The organism is Xanthomonas chitinilytica (assembly GCF_026107455.2).
Lineage (GTDB): Bacteria > Pseudomonadota > Gammaproteobacteria > Xanthomonadales > Xanthomonadaceae > Stenotrophomonas > Stenotrophomonas chitinilytica.
The window spans coordinates 21,857-36,527 of record NZ_JAPCHY010000007.1 but is presented as its reverse complement, the minus strand read 5'-3'; the positions used below and the strand labels follow the sequence as shown (position 1 = coordinate 36,527).

Here is a 14,671-nt window from a genome sequence, read left to right as displayed (position 1 = left end):
ATACACTCGGAAGTCGAATCCGCCGGGGCAGGACGATGACACGGAAGATGGGGTTGGATATCGAGGAATTCAGCGATCGTTCGATCGCGATCGGCAAGGGAATCAACCGGCTTTGCGATGATCTCTACGCCGCGACGGAAGGGGATATCCCGGCCGGGGAGGTAGGCGGCCTGCTTGCGGCCGGGGAGCGGAAGATGGCCCTGTTCGAGGAACTGCTGGCCGACACCACCGGGGGCATGCAGGACGGGTTGCGGAAAAAGTACGCGGATTACATCGAGGACATAGTCAAGTATTCGGCCATGCTCAGGGAGCGGGACCATGGCCGTGCCTGATGCGGGTGCGGCATCGGCTGCCGGCGCTGTCCCGGGTGCGTCGGCCGGCGGATGAGCGGGATGTACTACATGCTCGAGTGCCATGGGCCCGATGAAGAGGACGTGGCGGCGATCGGCGATTGGCCGCACTTTGACGGAGTCAACTGGAACCTGGGGCGCGCCATCACCGCGCCCATACGGGTCCCCGTGATCGTCGAGCTGGATCCGCAGTTCCCGGGGCGCATGATGCCCATGTTCGACTCGGGCGTGCTGCTTTTCAGCGATGAAATGATCGACGCGCTGCATCGCTGTGGGGTCCGCAACTTCCAGTGCTTTGATGCGGTCGTGAAAGACGCGGCCAACAATATCGAGTACGGGAACTACAAAGTCATAAATATCGTCGGCATCGTTTCCGCGGCGGATCTGGACGGGTCGGTTTACGAGGCCCACGATGGCGTCGCCTCGATCGACACGGATTTCGACTCCCTGGCCATCGACGAAAGCAGGACCCGGGGCGCAGGCATGTTCCGCCTGGCCGAGGCGGTGAACGGGATCGTCATTCACCAGCGCGTCAAGCAGGGCCTGGAGGAACAGGGGATCGAATACCTGGATTTCGTTCCGCCGGCGGAGTGGATCGGCTGATCCGCACAAGTCCGCCCGGCAGGCACGGGATTCCTCGTTTCCGGCGATTCCGGCCCCGGCCGATGGATGGGGGCGGGTTCGAGGCAACGGCGACGGTTGCTTGTTGTTCCCGCGCCCGGGCTGGAACCCATCCACGCCAGGCATGGCGGCGACGCCCGCCAAGGCCGGGGTTCGCGGCGGCGCATGGCAGCGTGCGCCCGGACTCCGGTCCCGCTCGGAGGCCAGCCGTACCGGATATGTCCGGCTGCTGCTCAGTGCAGCAGGCGGGTGGCGTCCAGCAGGATCATCGGCTGCTGGCCCAGGCGGGCGACGCCGCGGAACAGGTCGTTGGAGATCTGGCAGATGCGCGCGGTGTCCGGCGGTTCGATCTGCGAGTCGGTGAGGTTGGCCACGTCTTCCACGGCCGACACGCGCAGGCCCAGGGTCTCGCCGTCCTCTTCGAGCACGACGATGCGGGTCTGGCTGTCTTCCTCGACGGGGCGCCCGCCCAGGCGCATGCCCAGGTCGATCACCGGCACCACCTGGCCGCGCAGGTTCATGATGCCCAGCATCGCCGCGGCGGTGCCGCGCAGCGGCAGCAACGGCACCGGCAGTACCACTTCCTGCACCTTCAGCAGTTCCAGTGCGTAGGCCTGGTTGCCGCAGCGCAGGCGCAGCCAGCGCGTGGTGCGTTCGTTGGCGCGGCGCTCGTGGCGCGGCGAGTTGGCGTGGAGGCGGGCCTGGGCCTGCAGTTCGTTCCAGGCGCTGTTGGCCGACGGTGTCGCCACCGCGCGCAGCGAGGCGGCGGCCAGCGGCGTGGCGCTGACAGCGGGAGCAGGGGCAGCTTGGGGCACCGGAGATGGCCTGGTGGGCGAGGAGGGCGCCGGCGCCTTGGCGACAGGCTGCGGAGCGGGTGGAGTTGCCGCCGGGGCCGGTCCGGTCGCGGTTTTTTCCGCTGCCGCCGGCTGCCCGGGTTCGGCCGGCGCCGGAACGGCGTCGGCACTGTCGGCGGCTGCCGCGGAGGGCGCCGGCGCCTCGATGGCGACGGCCGCTGTTGCCGGGGAGCCTGCCGGCATGACGAGGGTGTCGTCGGCGACGCTGGAACCGGCAGCTGCCTCGCCGGTGCCGATCGCCGCTTCCTCGCTTGCCGGCGCAGCCCCGGCCGGCGCGGCCGGCGCCGCGACCGGTACGGCGTCCAGCAGCAGTTCTTCCAGATAATCGTCGAGCACGTCGTTCTGGTTCATGCGGCCTGCTCCATGCACTGCGCGTCGTCGGCCATGATCCATTCCAGCGCGCGGCGATAGGCGGACAGGCCGCGGCCGGGGTACTCGCCGGCGACCGCGGGGACGGTGAGCGTGGCCGGGTTGCAGATGCGGGTATCGACCGGGATCGCGTCTTCCCAGACGCGCGGGCCGTGGCGGTCCTGCATCTGCTTCAGGGTCTCGTTGCCGGCGCGGGTGCGGCGGTCGAACAGGGTGGGCAGGATCGATACCGGCAGCGGCCGCCGGCGCGAGCGCTCGACCATGTCGGCGGTGCGCACCATGCCGTCCAGGCCATGCAGCGCCAGCGGCTCGGCCTGGGTCGGGATGACCAGGCGGTCGGCTGCGGCCAGGGCGTTGATCATCAGCAACCCCAGCGTGGGCGCGCAGTCGAGCAGGATGTAGTCGTGGCGCCCGGCGTGGCGGACCAGCGCGTTCTGCAGCGCCAGGCCGAGGCCGGGCTGGTTGGCGCTGCGGCGCTCCAGCGTGGCCAATGCGGCCTGCGCGCAGATGTAGTCCAGGCCGGGAATGTCGCTGGCGTTGGCCAGCGCCGACAGTTCCGCCGGCGGCGCGGCGAACAGGTCCAGCACGCCATGCGGCGCCGGTTCCAGCGGCACGCCGAAGGCACGGGTCAGCGATGCGTGCGGGTCGAGGTCGATCAGCAGCACGCGCTTGCCCTGCGCGGCCAGGCCGCGGCCGAGCGACAGCGTGGTGGTGGTCTTGCCGACGCCGCCCTTCTGGTTGGCAATGGCCCAAATGCGCATCAGTGCACTCCTTCGATCACGCCGGATGCGGCGGTGCCGCCGCCGGCGACCGCCGGCCGTGCCTGGGCCGGGGTATCCGGTGCGTACAGCGGCTGGACGGGCGGGGCCGGGTCGATCGCCTCGGCGCTCATCACGCCTTGCCCGAGTTGCTCGGCCGAGCCGACCGAGTCGGCCAGGATGATCACCATCACCCGCCGGTTGCGGTTGCGGCCCTCCTGGGTGTCGTTGTCGTCGCGCGGCCGGAATTCGCCGTAGCCGACCATCGCCAGCCGCTCCGGCTGCAGCCCCTGGTCGGCGAACAGGTGCACCACGCTGGCCGCGCGTGCCGCCGACAGTTCCCAGTTGGAGGGGAACTGCGCGGTGGCGATCGGCAGGTTGTCGGTGTGGCCTTCCACGCGCACGCCGTTGGGCACGTCGTCGAGCACCTGCGCCAGCCGCGACAGGGTGTCGCGCGCGTGCACGTCGAGCGTGGCCGAGCCGGTGCCGAACAGGATGTCGCTGTTGATCTCGACCTCGATCCACAGCTCGGTGCGGCGCACGGTGATCATGCCGCGGTCGATCAGCGGCGCCAGCGCCACGCTCAGCCGGTTGGCGATGCTGTCCAGCTGGCGCTCGGCGCGCTGCAGCTGCTCGTGGTTGTGGATCGATACCGGCATGCGCATCTGCGAGGCCATCGACGGCAGCTGGGTGGGGTCGGCCACGGCGCCGCCGGTCATGCTCGGCGCGCGGATCACCGACGGGCTGTCGAAGCCGCCGCCCTGCAGCTGCTTGTTGCCCACCTGCACCTGGCTGATGGTGCGCGGGGCGCCGCCGAAGGCGGTGGTCAGGGCATCGGCCATGACCCGGTACTTGCCCTCGTTGACCGAGGAAATGGCGTACATCACCACGAAGAAGGCGAGCAGCAGCGTCATCAGGTCGGCATAGGGGATCGCCCAGGCCTCGTGGCTGACGTGTTCTTCGTGGTGCTTGCGACGGGCCATGGTTCAGTTCAGTGCAGGAAGCCGGACAGGTTGGTTTCGATGTTGCGCGGGTTCTCGCCCTGGGCGATGGAGATCAGCCCTTCGACGATCATCTCGCGCTCGCGCGAGGTGCCGTGGATCACGCTCTTGAGCTTGGCCGCCACCGGCAGGAACAGCAGGTTGGCCGAGGCGATGCCGTAGATGGTGGCGGTGAACGCGGCGGCGATGCCGTGGCCGAGCTTGCTCGGGTCGGCCAGGTTCTTCATCACCGCGATCAGGCCCAGCACCGCGCCGATGATGCCCAGCGTGGGGGCGTAGATGCCCATGCCTTCGAACACGCGGGTGGCGGCCAGGTTGTGCTGCTCCTCGCTGCTGATCTCGATCTCCAGCATGTGGCGGATGGTCTCCGGCTCCACGCCGTCGACCAGCAGCTGCAGGCCCTTGCGCAGGAACGGGTCGTCCTGCAGTTCCACCTGCGCTTCCAGGCCCAGCAGGCCCTGGCGGCGGGCGATGTTGCTCCAGTCCACGATCTGCTGGATCAGCTGGCGGCGGTCGCTGGCCGGCGGCCGCACCACCCAGCCGACGATGCGGAACGCCTGGCGGAAGATCGCCGGCGAGGTGTGCAGCAGGATCGCGGCGATGGTGCCGACGATGACGATCACGAAGGCGGCAGGCGACCACAGCGACGCCAGGCCGGCACCCTTGAGGATGCTGCCGCCCACCAGCGAGGCCAGCGCCAGGAAAAGTCCGATGAGACTGAGTCTGTCCATTTATCCGGTATCGGCTTAGGTGAAGGGGACTTGAGACGCCGGCCGGGCCGGCGTCCGCCATCGGGGTCGGGGGAAGGGCGGCAGGTCAGTCATGGCCGGCGCGCAGTCCGTCCACGTCCAGGATCAGCGCCATGCGGCCGTCGCCGATCAGGGTGGCGCCGGCATAGCCGCGCAGTCCGCGCAGCGCCTTGGGCAGCGGCTTGATGACGACTTCCTCGCGGCCGCGCACCTGGTCCACCACCAGTCCGAAGCGGGCCTCGCCGGCCTGCAGCACGACGATGGTCAGCAGCGAGGAGGCGGCCGGTTCCACGTCCAGCCAGCGGCGCAGGTCCACCAGCGGCAGGGTGTGCGACTTGCGGTCCAGCACCGCGCGGCCGTCGAACCAGCCCAGCGAGGTATGCGGGGCGTGCAGCACTTCCATCACGCGCGCCAGCGGCAGCGCGTAGACGTCCTCGCCGGCCTGCACCAGCAGGGTCGGCAGGATCGCCAGGGTCAGCGGCACGCGGATCAGGAAGCGGCTGCCGCGGCCCAGTTCGGACTGGATCTGGATCTGTCCGCTCAGTTCGCGGATGCGCGACTGCACCACGTCCATGCCGACGCCGCGGCCGGAGATGTCGGTGACTTCCTGCTTGGTCGAGAAGCCGGGCAGGAACACCAGGTGCAGGCATTCCTCGCTGCTCAGGCGGGCGGCGGCTTCCGGGTCGATCAGGCCCTTCTCGCGGGCCTTGGCGCGCAGCCGCTCGGGGTCGATGCCGGCGCCGTCGTCCTGCACTTCGATGCTGACGTAATCGCCTTCCTGCTGCGCCGACAGCCGGACGTGGCCGTTGCGCGACTTGCCCTGCGCCTCGCGCAGGTCGGGCATCTCGATGCCGTGGTCGATGGCGTTGCGCACCAGGTGCACCAGCGGGTCGGCCAGCGCTTCGACCAGGTTGCGGTCCAGCTCGGTGTCGGCGCCGATCAGCTCCAGTTCCACTTCCTTCTTGAGGTTGCGGGCGACGTCGCGGGCGACCTTGGGGAAGCGCGAGAACACCTTGCCCACCGGCTGCATGCGGGTGCGCATCACCGCCGACTGCAGGCGCGCGGTGGCGATGTCCAGGGTGGAGACGGCGCGGTCCAGCTCTTCGTCCTTCAGCCGCGCGCGCAGGGTCTTGAGCCGGTTGCGCGAGAGCACCAGTTCGCCGATCAGGTTGACGATGGCGTCCAGTCGCTTGGTGTCCACGCGCACGGTGTGTTCGGCTTCGGCCGCGGGCTTGGCCACCGGCCTGGGAACGGCGGTCGGCGCCGGGCGCGGGGCCGGTGCGGGCGCCGGCGGTGCGGCGGCAGGGGCTGCCGGCGCGGCGGCGAGCGGCTGGCTGCCGGGGGCGGCGCCGCCATGCAGCTGGTCGAGCAGGGCTTCGAATTCGTCGTCGCTGATCAGGTCGTCGCCAGCGGCGGCCGGCGTCGGCGTCGGCGCCGGCTTGGCGCTGGGCGCGGCGCTGCCGTGCAACTGGTCGAGCAGGGCCTCGAACTCGTCGTCGCTGATCAGGTCGCTGTCGCCGGCGGCGGGGGCCGGCGCGGCGGCCACCGGTGCGGCCGTGGCCGGCGCGGCGTTGACGTCGAACTGGGCGATCAGCTGCGGCGGGGCGTGTTCCGGCTCGGTGCCGGCCGAGACCGCGTCGAGCATGGCCTGCAGCCAGTCCAGCGACTGCTGCGCGGCGTCGAAGTGGTGTGGCTGCAGCACGGCCTTGCCGGAGCGGGCCATGCCCAGGGTTTCCTCGGCGGCGTGGCACAGCCCGACCATGGCGTGGATGGCCAGGAAGCCGGCACCGCCCTTGAGGGTGTGGAAGCCGCGGAACACGGCGTTGAGCTGGTCGCTGTCCTGGGGCGCCTGCTCCAGCGACACCAGCTGTTCGCCCAGGCGGTCCAGGATCTCCTGGGCCTCGACGATGAAATCGGCGGCAATGTCGTCGGGTACGGCGCTCATGGCATTACAGTCCCAGATCCGACAACAGGTCGTCGGCGTCGTTCTGCGACACCGCATGGCGGTCCAGGCCGCCCACGGCCGGGCCGGCCAGGCCGGTGTCGCGTTTTGCTTCGTCCTGCTGCGGCGGCAGGCCCAGGGCGCCGAAGCCTTCGTGCACGCGGCGCACGATGCCCACGACGCGGCGGATGATCTGGCCGGTCAGGTCCTGGTAGCTCTGGGTCAGCGCCATCTCGGTGAGGTTGTGGCGGATCTTCTCCAGCACCGCTTCCTGCTCGGCACCCAGCCCGCCGGTACGCAGCTGGTCGGCCAGCGAGCGGCATTCCTCGGCCAGGTCCAGGGTGCGGTGGGTGGCCTGCTCGGTCATCTGCACCACGTGGTCCAGGCGCGCGCAGGCGTCGTTCAGTTCGCCGGCTTCCTCGGGCACGCTCGGCAGTTCGCCCAGCGCCTGGCCCAGCTCGCGCGCGAGCCGGCTCAGGCCCTGCATCATCGGGCGGGTGCGCCAGGCGGCGAGGACGTCGATTTCCCGGCGCCAGCCGGCCTCGTCGCCGCCTTCCAGGGCATCCAGGGCACCCTGCAGGCGTTCGATCAGGGCGCTGCGTTCGCTGTTGGTCTCGGCGACGGTGTCCATCAGGCGCTGGCCGCCAGCCGTTCGAAGATCTTGCCGAGCTTCTCTTCCAGGGTCTGCGCGGTGAACGGCTTGATGATGTAGCCGTTCACGCCGTTCTGCGCCGCCTCGATGATCTGTTCGCGCTTGGCCTCGGCGGTCACCATCAGCACCGGCAGGGTCTTGAGCTTGTCGTCGGCACGGATCGCCTTGAGCAGCTCGATGCCGGTCATGCCCGGCATGTTCCAGTCGGTGACCACGAAGTCGAACGGCTGGCTGTGCAGCAGCGCCAGCGCGCTGTTGCCGTCCTCGGCTTCGGCGGTGTTGCTGAAGCCCAGGTCGCCCAGCAGGTTCTTGACGATGCGCCGCATGGTCGAGAAGTCGTCCACGATCAGGACCCGCATGTTCTTGTTCAAATCACATTCCTCGGTTCAATGGTCCTCGAGGCCGGCGTCGGCCGCCTCGAAAATCTTCAGTCGGCCACGCAGGCGCAACACCGCCTGGCCGTGGATCTGGCAGACGCGCGACTCGCTCACGCCGAGTACCGCGCCGATCTCCTTCAGGTTCAGTTCCTGCTCGTAGTACAGCGACAGCACCAGCTGCTCGCGCTCGGGCAGCTGGCCGATGGCGTCGCCCAGGGCATGGCCGAACTGGCTGCGTTCCAGCATCTGCTGCGGGTTGGGGCCGCCGCGGGCCACGGTGTCCAGTTCGCCCTGGTCCTCCACCCGCGACTCCAGGCTCAGCACCTGGCCGCGCGCGGCGTCCTCCATCAGCCGCAGGTACTCGGGCAGCGGCATCTCCATGGCCGCGGCCACTTCGGTGGCGCTGGCGGCGCGGCCGGTTTCCTGCTCCAGCCGGCGGATGGTGGCGGCGGCGTCGCGGGCGCGGCGGTGCACCGAGCGTGGCACCCAGTCGCCGCGGCGGATCTCGTCGATCATCGAGCCGCGGATGCGGATCGAGGCGTAGGTCTCGAACGAGGCGCCCTGTTCGGAGTCGTAGCTGCGCGAGGCCTCGATCAGGCCCATCATGCCGGCCTGGATCAGGTCGTCGATCTCGACGCTGGCCGGCAGCCGCGCGGCCAGGTGGTGGGCGATGCGGCGCACCAGGTCCGCGTGCTGGGTGATGCAGTCGGTGGCAGCGCTGCGCTGCACTTCACGGTACTGTGCGGCCCCCTTCATGGCGTCACCCCGCGCTGGATGATGCGTTCGAGGAAGAACTCGACGCCGCCGCGGGCCTCGGTCGGCGCCTGCCAGCGGGCGGTACGGCGGGCGATCTCCTGGATCGCCTGCGAAGCCGGTGCGGCCGGGTAGGCCTTCACCACCGGCTGCTGGCGCTGTACCGACAGCCGCAGCCAGTCGTCCTGCGGCACGCAGCCCAGGTAGTTGAGCGAGACGTCGGCGAGGAATTTCTCGCACACCCGCACCAGCTTCTCGTACAGCACGCGGCCCTCGTTGGGGTCGCGCACCATGTTGGCCACGACCTGGATGCGGTCCACCCCGCGTTCGCGCGAGAGCACCTTGATCAGGGCATAGGCGTCGGTGATCGAGGCCGGTTCGTCGCAGACCACCACCACGGTGTCCTGCGCGGCCTGGCAGAAGGTGAGCACGCTGTCGGTGATGCCGGCGGCGGTGTCGATCACCAGCACGTCCAGCTCCAGCTCCAGTTCGGAGAAGGCGTTGACCAGGCCGACGTGCTCGGCCGGCTGCAGTTCGGCCATGTGCCGGCGCCCGGACGCGGCCGGCACCACCAGCACGCCGCCGGGGCCCTCGACGATGACCTCGGGCAGGGTGCAGCGCCCGGCGACCAGGTCGGCCAGGGTGAACCGGGGCTGCAGGCCCAGGATCACGTCGATGTTGGCCAGGCCCAGGTCGGCGTCCAGCAACAGCGTGCGCTTGCCCATGTCCGCCAGGGCCACGGCCAGGTTGGCCGAGATGTTGCTCTTGCCCACGCCGCCCTTGCCACCGGTCACCGCGATGGTGCGCACGGGGCTGAGCGGCTGGCGGCGGGTGGCCGACAACGGGAAGGTCTTGGTCAGCTTGGCGTACTCACGCGACGGCATGGTTCAACTCCGGGTTGCAGGGCATATCGGCCGCGCGGCGCAAATCTTCAAGGCGAAGCACCAGATTGGCGGCGCTGGCGCGGTGCAGGTCCTCCGGCACGTCCTGGCCGTCGGTCACCCAGGTGATCGGCAGGCGGTGGTCGACCGCCACCGACAGCGCGCTGCCGAAGCGGCCGGTCTCGTCCAGCTTGGTCAGCACCACACCCTGCGGGTTGGCGGCGCCGAAGCGGCGCACCACCTCGTCCATGTCCTGGAAGCTGGTGTTGGCCGGCAGCACCAGCAGGGTGCGGATCTGGCCGGCGGCGCGCAGCCACTGCAGCTGCGCGGCCAGGGCACGGTCGCGCTGGCCCAGGCCGGCGGTGTCGATCAGCACCAGCTTGTAGTCGGCCAGGCGGTCGAGCAGCTGGCTCAGGTTGGTGCCGCTGTTGGCCTCGTGCACGGCGATGCCGAGCTGGCGGCCGAAGCCGTACAGCTGCTCGCGGGCGCCGATGCGCTGGGTATCGGTGGTGACCAGGGCGACGTCGCGGGCGGCGTGGGCTTCGGCGAAACGCGAGGCCAGCTTGGCGATGGTGGTGGTCTTGCCGGCGCCGGTGGGGCCGACCAGGGCGATCACGCCGCCGGATTCGATCGGGTCGACCGGGGCGATCGGCAGCTTCTTCGAGATCAGCCCCAGCATCAGGCCGCGGGCGCGATGGGCCTCGGTGTCGGCCGGCATCGCCATCGCCACGTCGCGGGACAGGCCGGCATCGAAACCGTACTCGTCCATCAGGTCCAGCGCGTTGGCGCGCACCGGGCAGCCGCGCAGGCGCTCGTCGGTGAAGCGGTTCATCTCGCGCTCGATCATCTGCCGCATGCCGGCCACTTCCTGGCGCAGCTGGGCGATCTGCTCGTCGTCACGCTGGGTGGCGACCGGGACCACGCTCAGCGCTGCGGCCTGCGGAGCCGGAGCAGCGGCTGCGACCGGGGCCGGAGTTGCCTCGACCGCTTCCGCCGGGACGCGGACCTCGCGGGCGGGGACTTCGGTGTGCAGTGCGGACAGTGCCGGCGAAGGCATGGCGATGGCCGGGGCCGGTTCCTGCGCCGCCGGCGGGGCGAACACGGCAGGAGCGGGGATCGCCGCCGGTGCCGGCTGCGGACGGGCCGGGGCCGCTGCGGCGGCCCGGGAGGCCATCGGCATCAGCGGCATTTCCTCCAGCGGCGGGTCGATGACGAAGCGGGCGCGGTTGATCGGCGCGGCCGCGGCGACGGCGGCGGCACGTGCCGGCGGCAGCGCCGGCGGTTCCTCGTCGGTCGAGGGCAGGGTGGCGAAGCTCTGCGTGGACAGCGCCGGATGCGCTTCCGGGCGCGGCTTGACCAGCGAAGCGAAGCGGCTGCCAATGCCGTTGCCCAGTTCGTGCGCGCTTTCGATGGTGCGTCCGGTGGCGCCCACCGCGGCGCGCGCCAGCGCGGCCACCGCCGAGGTGGTGGGGGCCACGGGTTCGGGCTCCGGCGCCTTGCGGCGGGTGACCGCGGCGATCATCGCCTCGGCCGCGCTGCGCGGCTTGGGCGCCGCCGGCGGCGTCGGCCGCGCGGCTTCCAGTGCGCGTTGCACCACGCTCTCGTCGTAGTGCGCGGCGGCGACGATCTCGATGCCTTCCTCGATTCGCCGGTTGGACAGGATGACAGCGTCAGGACCGTGTTCCTTGCGCACCATGTTCATGGCGGTGCGCATATCGGAGGCGACGAAACGTTTGATTTTCATGCTGTGGTACCGGGAAGTTGAATTCTGGTTGGCGTTCGGGAATGCGGGGCGACGTTCTGGCGGCGTCTACGGGCGTTCCTGGTCCTGCTTCGGTGTTTCGGTGATGCGGTGTCGCTTGTGTCCGTTTTCCGGCGCGGGCGCCGGATTCCGGTCGCCGTCAGCTGATCGTTCCGACCAGTTTCAGGCGCTTGTCCTCCGGTACCTCGCTGTAGGCCAGGACCGACAGCGAGGGGACGCTGTGTCGGACCAGGCGCGCCAGCGCGGCGCGGACCGGACCGGGTACCAGCACCACGGCCGGCTCGTTCTTCGCTTCCTGCTTGCCGACGCAGTCGGCCAGACTCTGGTGCAGTCGCTCGGCGAGACCGGGTTCCAGCGCGGCGCCGTTGCCCTGCGTGGATTCCTGCAAGACGCGTTCCAGTTGCGGGTTGAGGGTGAACACCGGCAGTTCCGGCGACATCCCGGCGATCTCCTGCACGATGAAGCGGCCCAGCGCGTTGCGTACCGCGGCGGTCAGCGCGGCCGGGTCCTGGGTCTGCGCGGCGTTCTCCACCAGCGCCTCGACGATCTTGCGCAGCTGGCGCACCGGGATGCGCTCGACCAGCAGGTTCTGCAGCACCCGCACCACCACCGACAGCGGCAGCGCCTTGGGGGTGAGGTCCTCGACCAGCTTCGGCGCGCTCTTGGCCAGGTTGGCCAGCAGCTGCTGCACTTCCTCGTGGCCGAGCAGTTCGGGCGCGTGCTCGCGGATCAGGTGCGACAGGTGGGTGGCGACCACGGTGGCCGGATCGACCACGGTGTAGCCCAGCGATTCGGCATTGGGCCGTTGGTGCGGCTGGATCCAGGTCGCGTCCAGGCCGAACGCGGGGTCCTTGCCGGCGATGCCTTCCAGGGTGCCCAGCGCGCTGCCCGGGTCCAGCGCCAGTTCGCGGTCGGGGTGGATCTCGGCGGTGGCCACCGGCACGCCGTGGATCAGCAGGCGGTAGCCGCTGGCCGGCAGTTCCAGGTTGTCGCGGATGTGGACCGAGGGGATCAGGAAGCCCAGGTCCTGGGTGAGCTTGCGGCGCACGCCCTTGATGCGCGCCATCAGCTCGCCGCCCTGGGTCTTGTCCACCAGCGGGATCAGCCGGTAGCCCACTTCCAGGCCCAGCGGATCCACCGGACGCAGTTCGTCCCAGGTCAGTTCGGCGCTGGGCGAGGGCTGCGGAACCGGCAGCGGCAGGCCGTTGGCGCCGGTCGGCCCGGCCGCGGCCGCGTCGGGTGCCGGCCGCTGCTCGCGTTTCCACAGCTTCCAGGCGAGGAAGCCGAGGATTGCCGCCAGCGTCAGGAAAGCGACGTTGGGCATGCCCGGCACCAGCCCGACCAGGCCGAGGATGGCGGCGGCGATGGCCAGCGCACGCTGCTGGCCGAACACCTGGCCCATCATCGCCTGGCTCATGTCCTGCGCGCGCGAGGCGCGGGTGACCAGCATCGCCACCGCCGAGGACACCAGCAGCGCCGGCAGCTGCGCCACCAGGCCATCGCCGATGGACAGCAGGGTGTAGGTGGCGGCGGCGTCGCCGAACGGCATGCCGTGCTGCAGGACGCCGACCGCCAGGCCGCCGATCAGGTTGATGAAAAGGATCAGGATGCCGGCGATGGCATCGCCGCGGATGAACTTGCTGGAGCCGTCCATCGCGCCGTAGAAGTCGGCTTCCTCGCGCACTTCCTCGCGGCGGGCCTTGGCCTCCTCGCGGGTCAGCAGGCCGGCGTTGAGGTCGGCGTCGATCGCCATCTGCTTGCCGGGCATCGCGTCCAGGGTGAAGCGCGCGGTCACTTCCGACACGCGCCCGGCGCCCTTGGTGATGACCACGAAGTTGATGATGGTCAGGATCGCGAACACCACGATGCCGACCGCGTAGTTGCCGCCGATCACGAACTCGCCGAACGCGGCGATCACCTTGCCGGCGGCCTCGTGGCCGTTCTGGCCGTTGAGCAGGATCACCCGGGTGGAGGCCACGTTCAGCGCCAGCCGCAGCATCGTGGTGACCAGCAGCACGATCGGGAAGATGGTGAAATCCAGCGGACGCTTCACGTACACCACCGCCAGCAGCACCATCAGCGAGATGGCGATGTTGAAGGTGAACAACGCGTCGAGCACGGGCGGGGCCAGCGGCACCACCACCATCGCCAGCAGCGCCAGCACGATCAGCGGCGCGCCCAGGCCGTTGCGCACCATGCCCAGCAGCCTGCGGGCGTTCATCGGGGCGGGCTGGGCGCTCATGCGCGGCCTCCATTGCCGAATTCGTCGACCTCGAAGGCCGGCTGCGGCGGCATCGGGCCGCTGCGCCAGCTGCGCAGCTGGTAGACGTAGGACAGGACCTGGGCGACGGCCGAATACAGTCTCACGGGAATTTCCTTGCCGAGTTGCCCTTCCCGATACAAGGCGCGTGCCAAAGGCGGTGCCGAGACGATGGCGACCCGGTTGCCGTCGGCCACTTCACGGATGCGCAGCGCCACTTCGTCCACGCCCAGGGCGACCACGGTGGGGGCGTTCATGCGCCCGCCCTCGTACTTCAGCGCCACCGCGTAGTGGGTCGGGTTGACCACCACCACGTCGGCGCCCGGCACCGCTTCCATCATCCGCCGCTGCGACATCTGCTGCTGCAACTGGCGGATGCGGCCCTTCACCTCGGGGCTGCCCTCGCTCTCCTTGAGCTCGCGGCGCAGCTCCTCGCGGGTCATCTTCAGCTTCCGCCGCCAGTTCCACTTCTGGTACGGGGCATCGATGGCGGCCAGCAGCGCCATGGCCAGCGCGGTGGACAGCACCAGTTTCAGGGTGAATCCCAGGCCATTGACCAGGGCGCGTTCCAGCGGCTGGTGCAGCAGCCCGCGCAGGGAGTCGATGCCGTGCCACACGCACAACCCCGCGGCCAGGCCGACGAAGGCCACGCGCAGCAGCGACTTGATGAACTCGGCGATGGCCTCCGGGCCGTACAGGCGCTTGAGGCCGGCCAGGGGATTGAGCCGCTTGAAATCCGGCGTCATCGATTTGGCGGACCAGCGCAGCCCGCCCATCAGCGACGGTGCCAGGAAGCTGGCCAGCACGCACACCACCATCAGCGGCGCGATCGCCAGCATCAGCCGCAGCAGCAGCTCGCCGGCGTGGCCGAACAGCGCCATCGGCGTATGCCGCAGGGTCGGTTCCGGCGACAGCGCCAGCCGCATCCAGCCCAGTGCCGCGCGGGCCATGGAACCGGAGAAGACCATCAGCGCCAGCACGCCGGCGGTGAACACGGCGGCGGTGGCCAGTTCGCGCGAACGCGGGATGTTGCCCTGTTCGCGGGCGTCGCGCAGGCGTTTTTCGGTAGGTTGTTCGGTCTTTTCGCCGGCTTGTTCGTTCTCGGACATCGGGCTGTGCTGGCAGGGGGCTGCCGTGGCCGATGCAAGCGCCGTTCCGGCGGCGCGCGGGGCCGGCCCGGGCGGGCATGCCGGTGCGGCCCGGTTCCGCCCGGCGGCCAGCCGGAACGGCAGCAGGCAAGGCCGTGGCAGCCGCCGCAGGGAACGGCAGGCGTGGCGCCTCGGAGCCACGGGGACGCGCTGGCGGTGCTGGATCTGGCGAGGGAAAGCGCGCCGGCGCATCA

General features: G+C 70.3%; 14 protein-coding genes. 2 read left to right on the top strand and 12 right to left on the bottom strand.

Annotated elements, in window-relative coordinates; genetic code table 11:
• Positions 1 to 53: 53 nt before the first annotated feature.
• Positions 54 to 332 carry a hypothetical protein gene (locus tag OK345_RS09050; protein ID WP_265127640.1) on the top strand — a complete coding sequence of 93 codons (279 nt, stop codon included), beginning with the start codon at positions 54 to 56 and terminating at the stop codon, positions 330 to 332.
• A gap of 60 nt (positions 333 to 392) precedes the next feature.
• Entirely contained in the window at positions 393 to 953 is a 561-nt protein-coding gene (locus tag OK345_RS09045) for a hypothetical protein (protein WP_265127639.1), read from the top strand.
• 251 nt (positions 954 to 1,204) lie between these two features.
• Here OK345_RS09045 and OK345_RS09040 read toward each other — a convergent pair whose 3' ends face one another.
• The 12 genes from OK345_RS09040 to flhB all read right to left on the bottom strand — a co-directional run bounded on the left by OK345_RS09040 (position 1,205) and on the right by flhB (position 14,438).
• Positions 1,205 to 2,176: a chemotaxis protein CheW gene (locus OK345_RS09040; RefSeq protein ID WP_265127638.1), complete on the bottom strand. Its 972-nt coding sequence runs from the start codon at positions 2,174 to 2,176 to the stop codon at positions 1,205 to 1,207.
• Entirely contained in the window at positions 2,173 to 2,955 is a 783-nt protein-coding gene (locus OK345_RS09035; RefSeq protein WP_265127637.1) for a ParA family protein, read from the bottom strand. The genes OK345_RS09040 and OK345_RS09035 overlap by 4 nt, the downstream gene beginning before the upstream one ends.
• Positions 2,955 to 3,935, bottom strand: a complete 981-nt coding sequence (motD, locus tag OK345_RS09030; protein WP_265127636.1) for a flagellar motor protein MotD — start codon at positions 3,933 to 3,935, stop codon at positions 2,955 to 2,957. The genes OK345_RS09035 and motD overlap by 1 nt, the downstream gene beginning before the upstream one ends.
• 8 nt (positions 3,936 to 3,943) lie before the next feature.
• Positions 3,944 to 4,684, bottom strand: coding sequence for a flagellar motor protein (locus OK345_RS09025; protein WP_265127635.1), 741 nt, complete (start codon positions 4,682 to 4,684; stop codon positions 3,944 to 3,946).
• 85 nt (positions 4,685 to 4,769) lie between these two features.
• Positions 4,770 to 6,647, bottom strand: coding sequence for a chemotaxis protein CheA (locus tag OK345_RS09020; RefSeq protein ID WP_265127634.1), 1,878 nt, complete (start codon positions 6,645 to 6,647; stop codon positions 4,770 to 4,772).
• Positions 6,648 to 6,651: 4 nt separating this feature from the next.
• Entirely contained in the window at positions 6,652 to 7,275 is a 624-nt protein-coding gene (locus OK345_RS09015; protein ID WP_265127633.1) for a protein phosphatase CheZ, read from the bottom strand.
• On the bottom strand, positions 7,275 to 7,667 hold the full coding sequence (cheY, locus tag OK345_RS09010; RefSeq protein WP_265127632.1) for a chemotaxis response regulator CheY: 393 nt from the start codon (positions 7,665 to 7,667) through the stop codon (positions 7,275 to 7,277). The genes OK345_RS09015 and cheY overlap by 1 nt, the downstream gene beginning before the upstream one ends.
• 15 nt (positions 7,668 to 7,682) lie before the next feature.
• Positions 7,683 to 8,429: an RNA polymerase sigma factor FliA gene (locus OK345_RS09005; protein WP_265127631.1), complete on the bottom strand. Its 747-nt coding sequence runs from the start codon at positions 8,427 to 8,429 to the stop codon at positions 7,683 to 7,685.
• Positions 8,426 to 9,310, bottom strand: a complete 885-nt coding sequence (locus OK345_RS09000) for a MinD/ParA family protein (protein ID WP_265127630.1) — start codon at positions 9,308 to 9,310, stop codon at positions 8,426 to 8,428. Before OK345_RS09000 ends, OK345_RS09005 begins: the two co-directional genes overlap by 4 nt.
• Entirely contained in the window at positions 9,297 to 11,051 is a 1,755-nt protein-coding gene (flhF, locus tag OK345_RS08995; protein ID WP_265127629.1) for a flagellar biosynthesis GTPase FlhF, read from the bottom strand. Before flhF ends, OK345_RS09000 begins: the two co-directional genes overlap by 14 nt.
• A gap of 157 nt (positions 11,052 to 11,208) precedes the next feature.
• The gene (gene flhA, locus OK345_RS08990; protein WP_265155019.1) at positions 11,209 to 13,311 is read right to left on the bottom strand and encodes a flagellar biosynthesis protein FlhA; all 2,103 of its coding nucleotides are present in this window, start codon (positions 13,309 to 13,311) and stop codon (positions 11,209 to 11,211) included.
• Positions 13,308 to 14,438, bottom strand: a complete 1,131-nt coding sequence (flhB, locus tag OK345_RS08985; RefSeq protein WP_265127628.1) for a flagellar biosynthesis protein FlhB — start codon at positions 14,436 to 14,438, stop codon at positions 13,308 to 13,310. The genes flhA and flhB overlap by 4 nt, the downstream gene beginning before the upstream one ends.
• Positions 14,439 to 14,671: the final 233 nt, after the last annotated feature.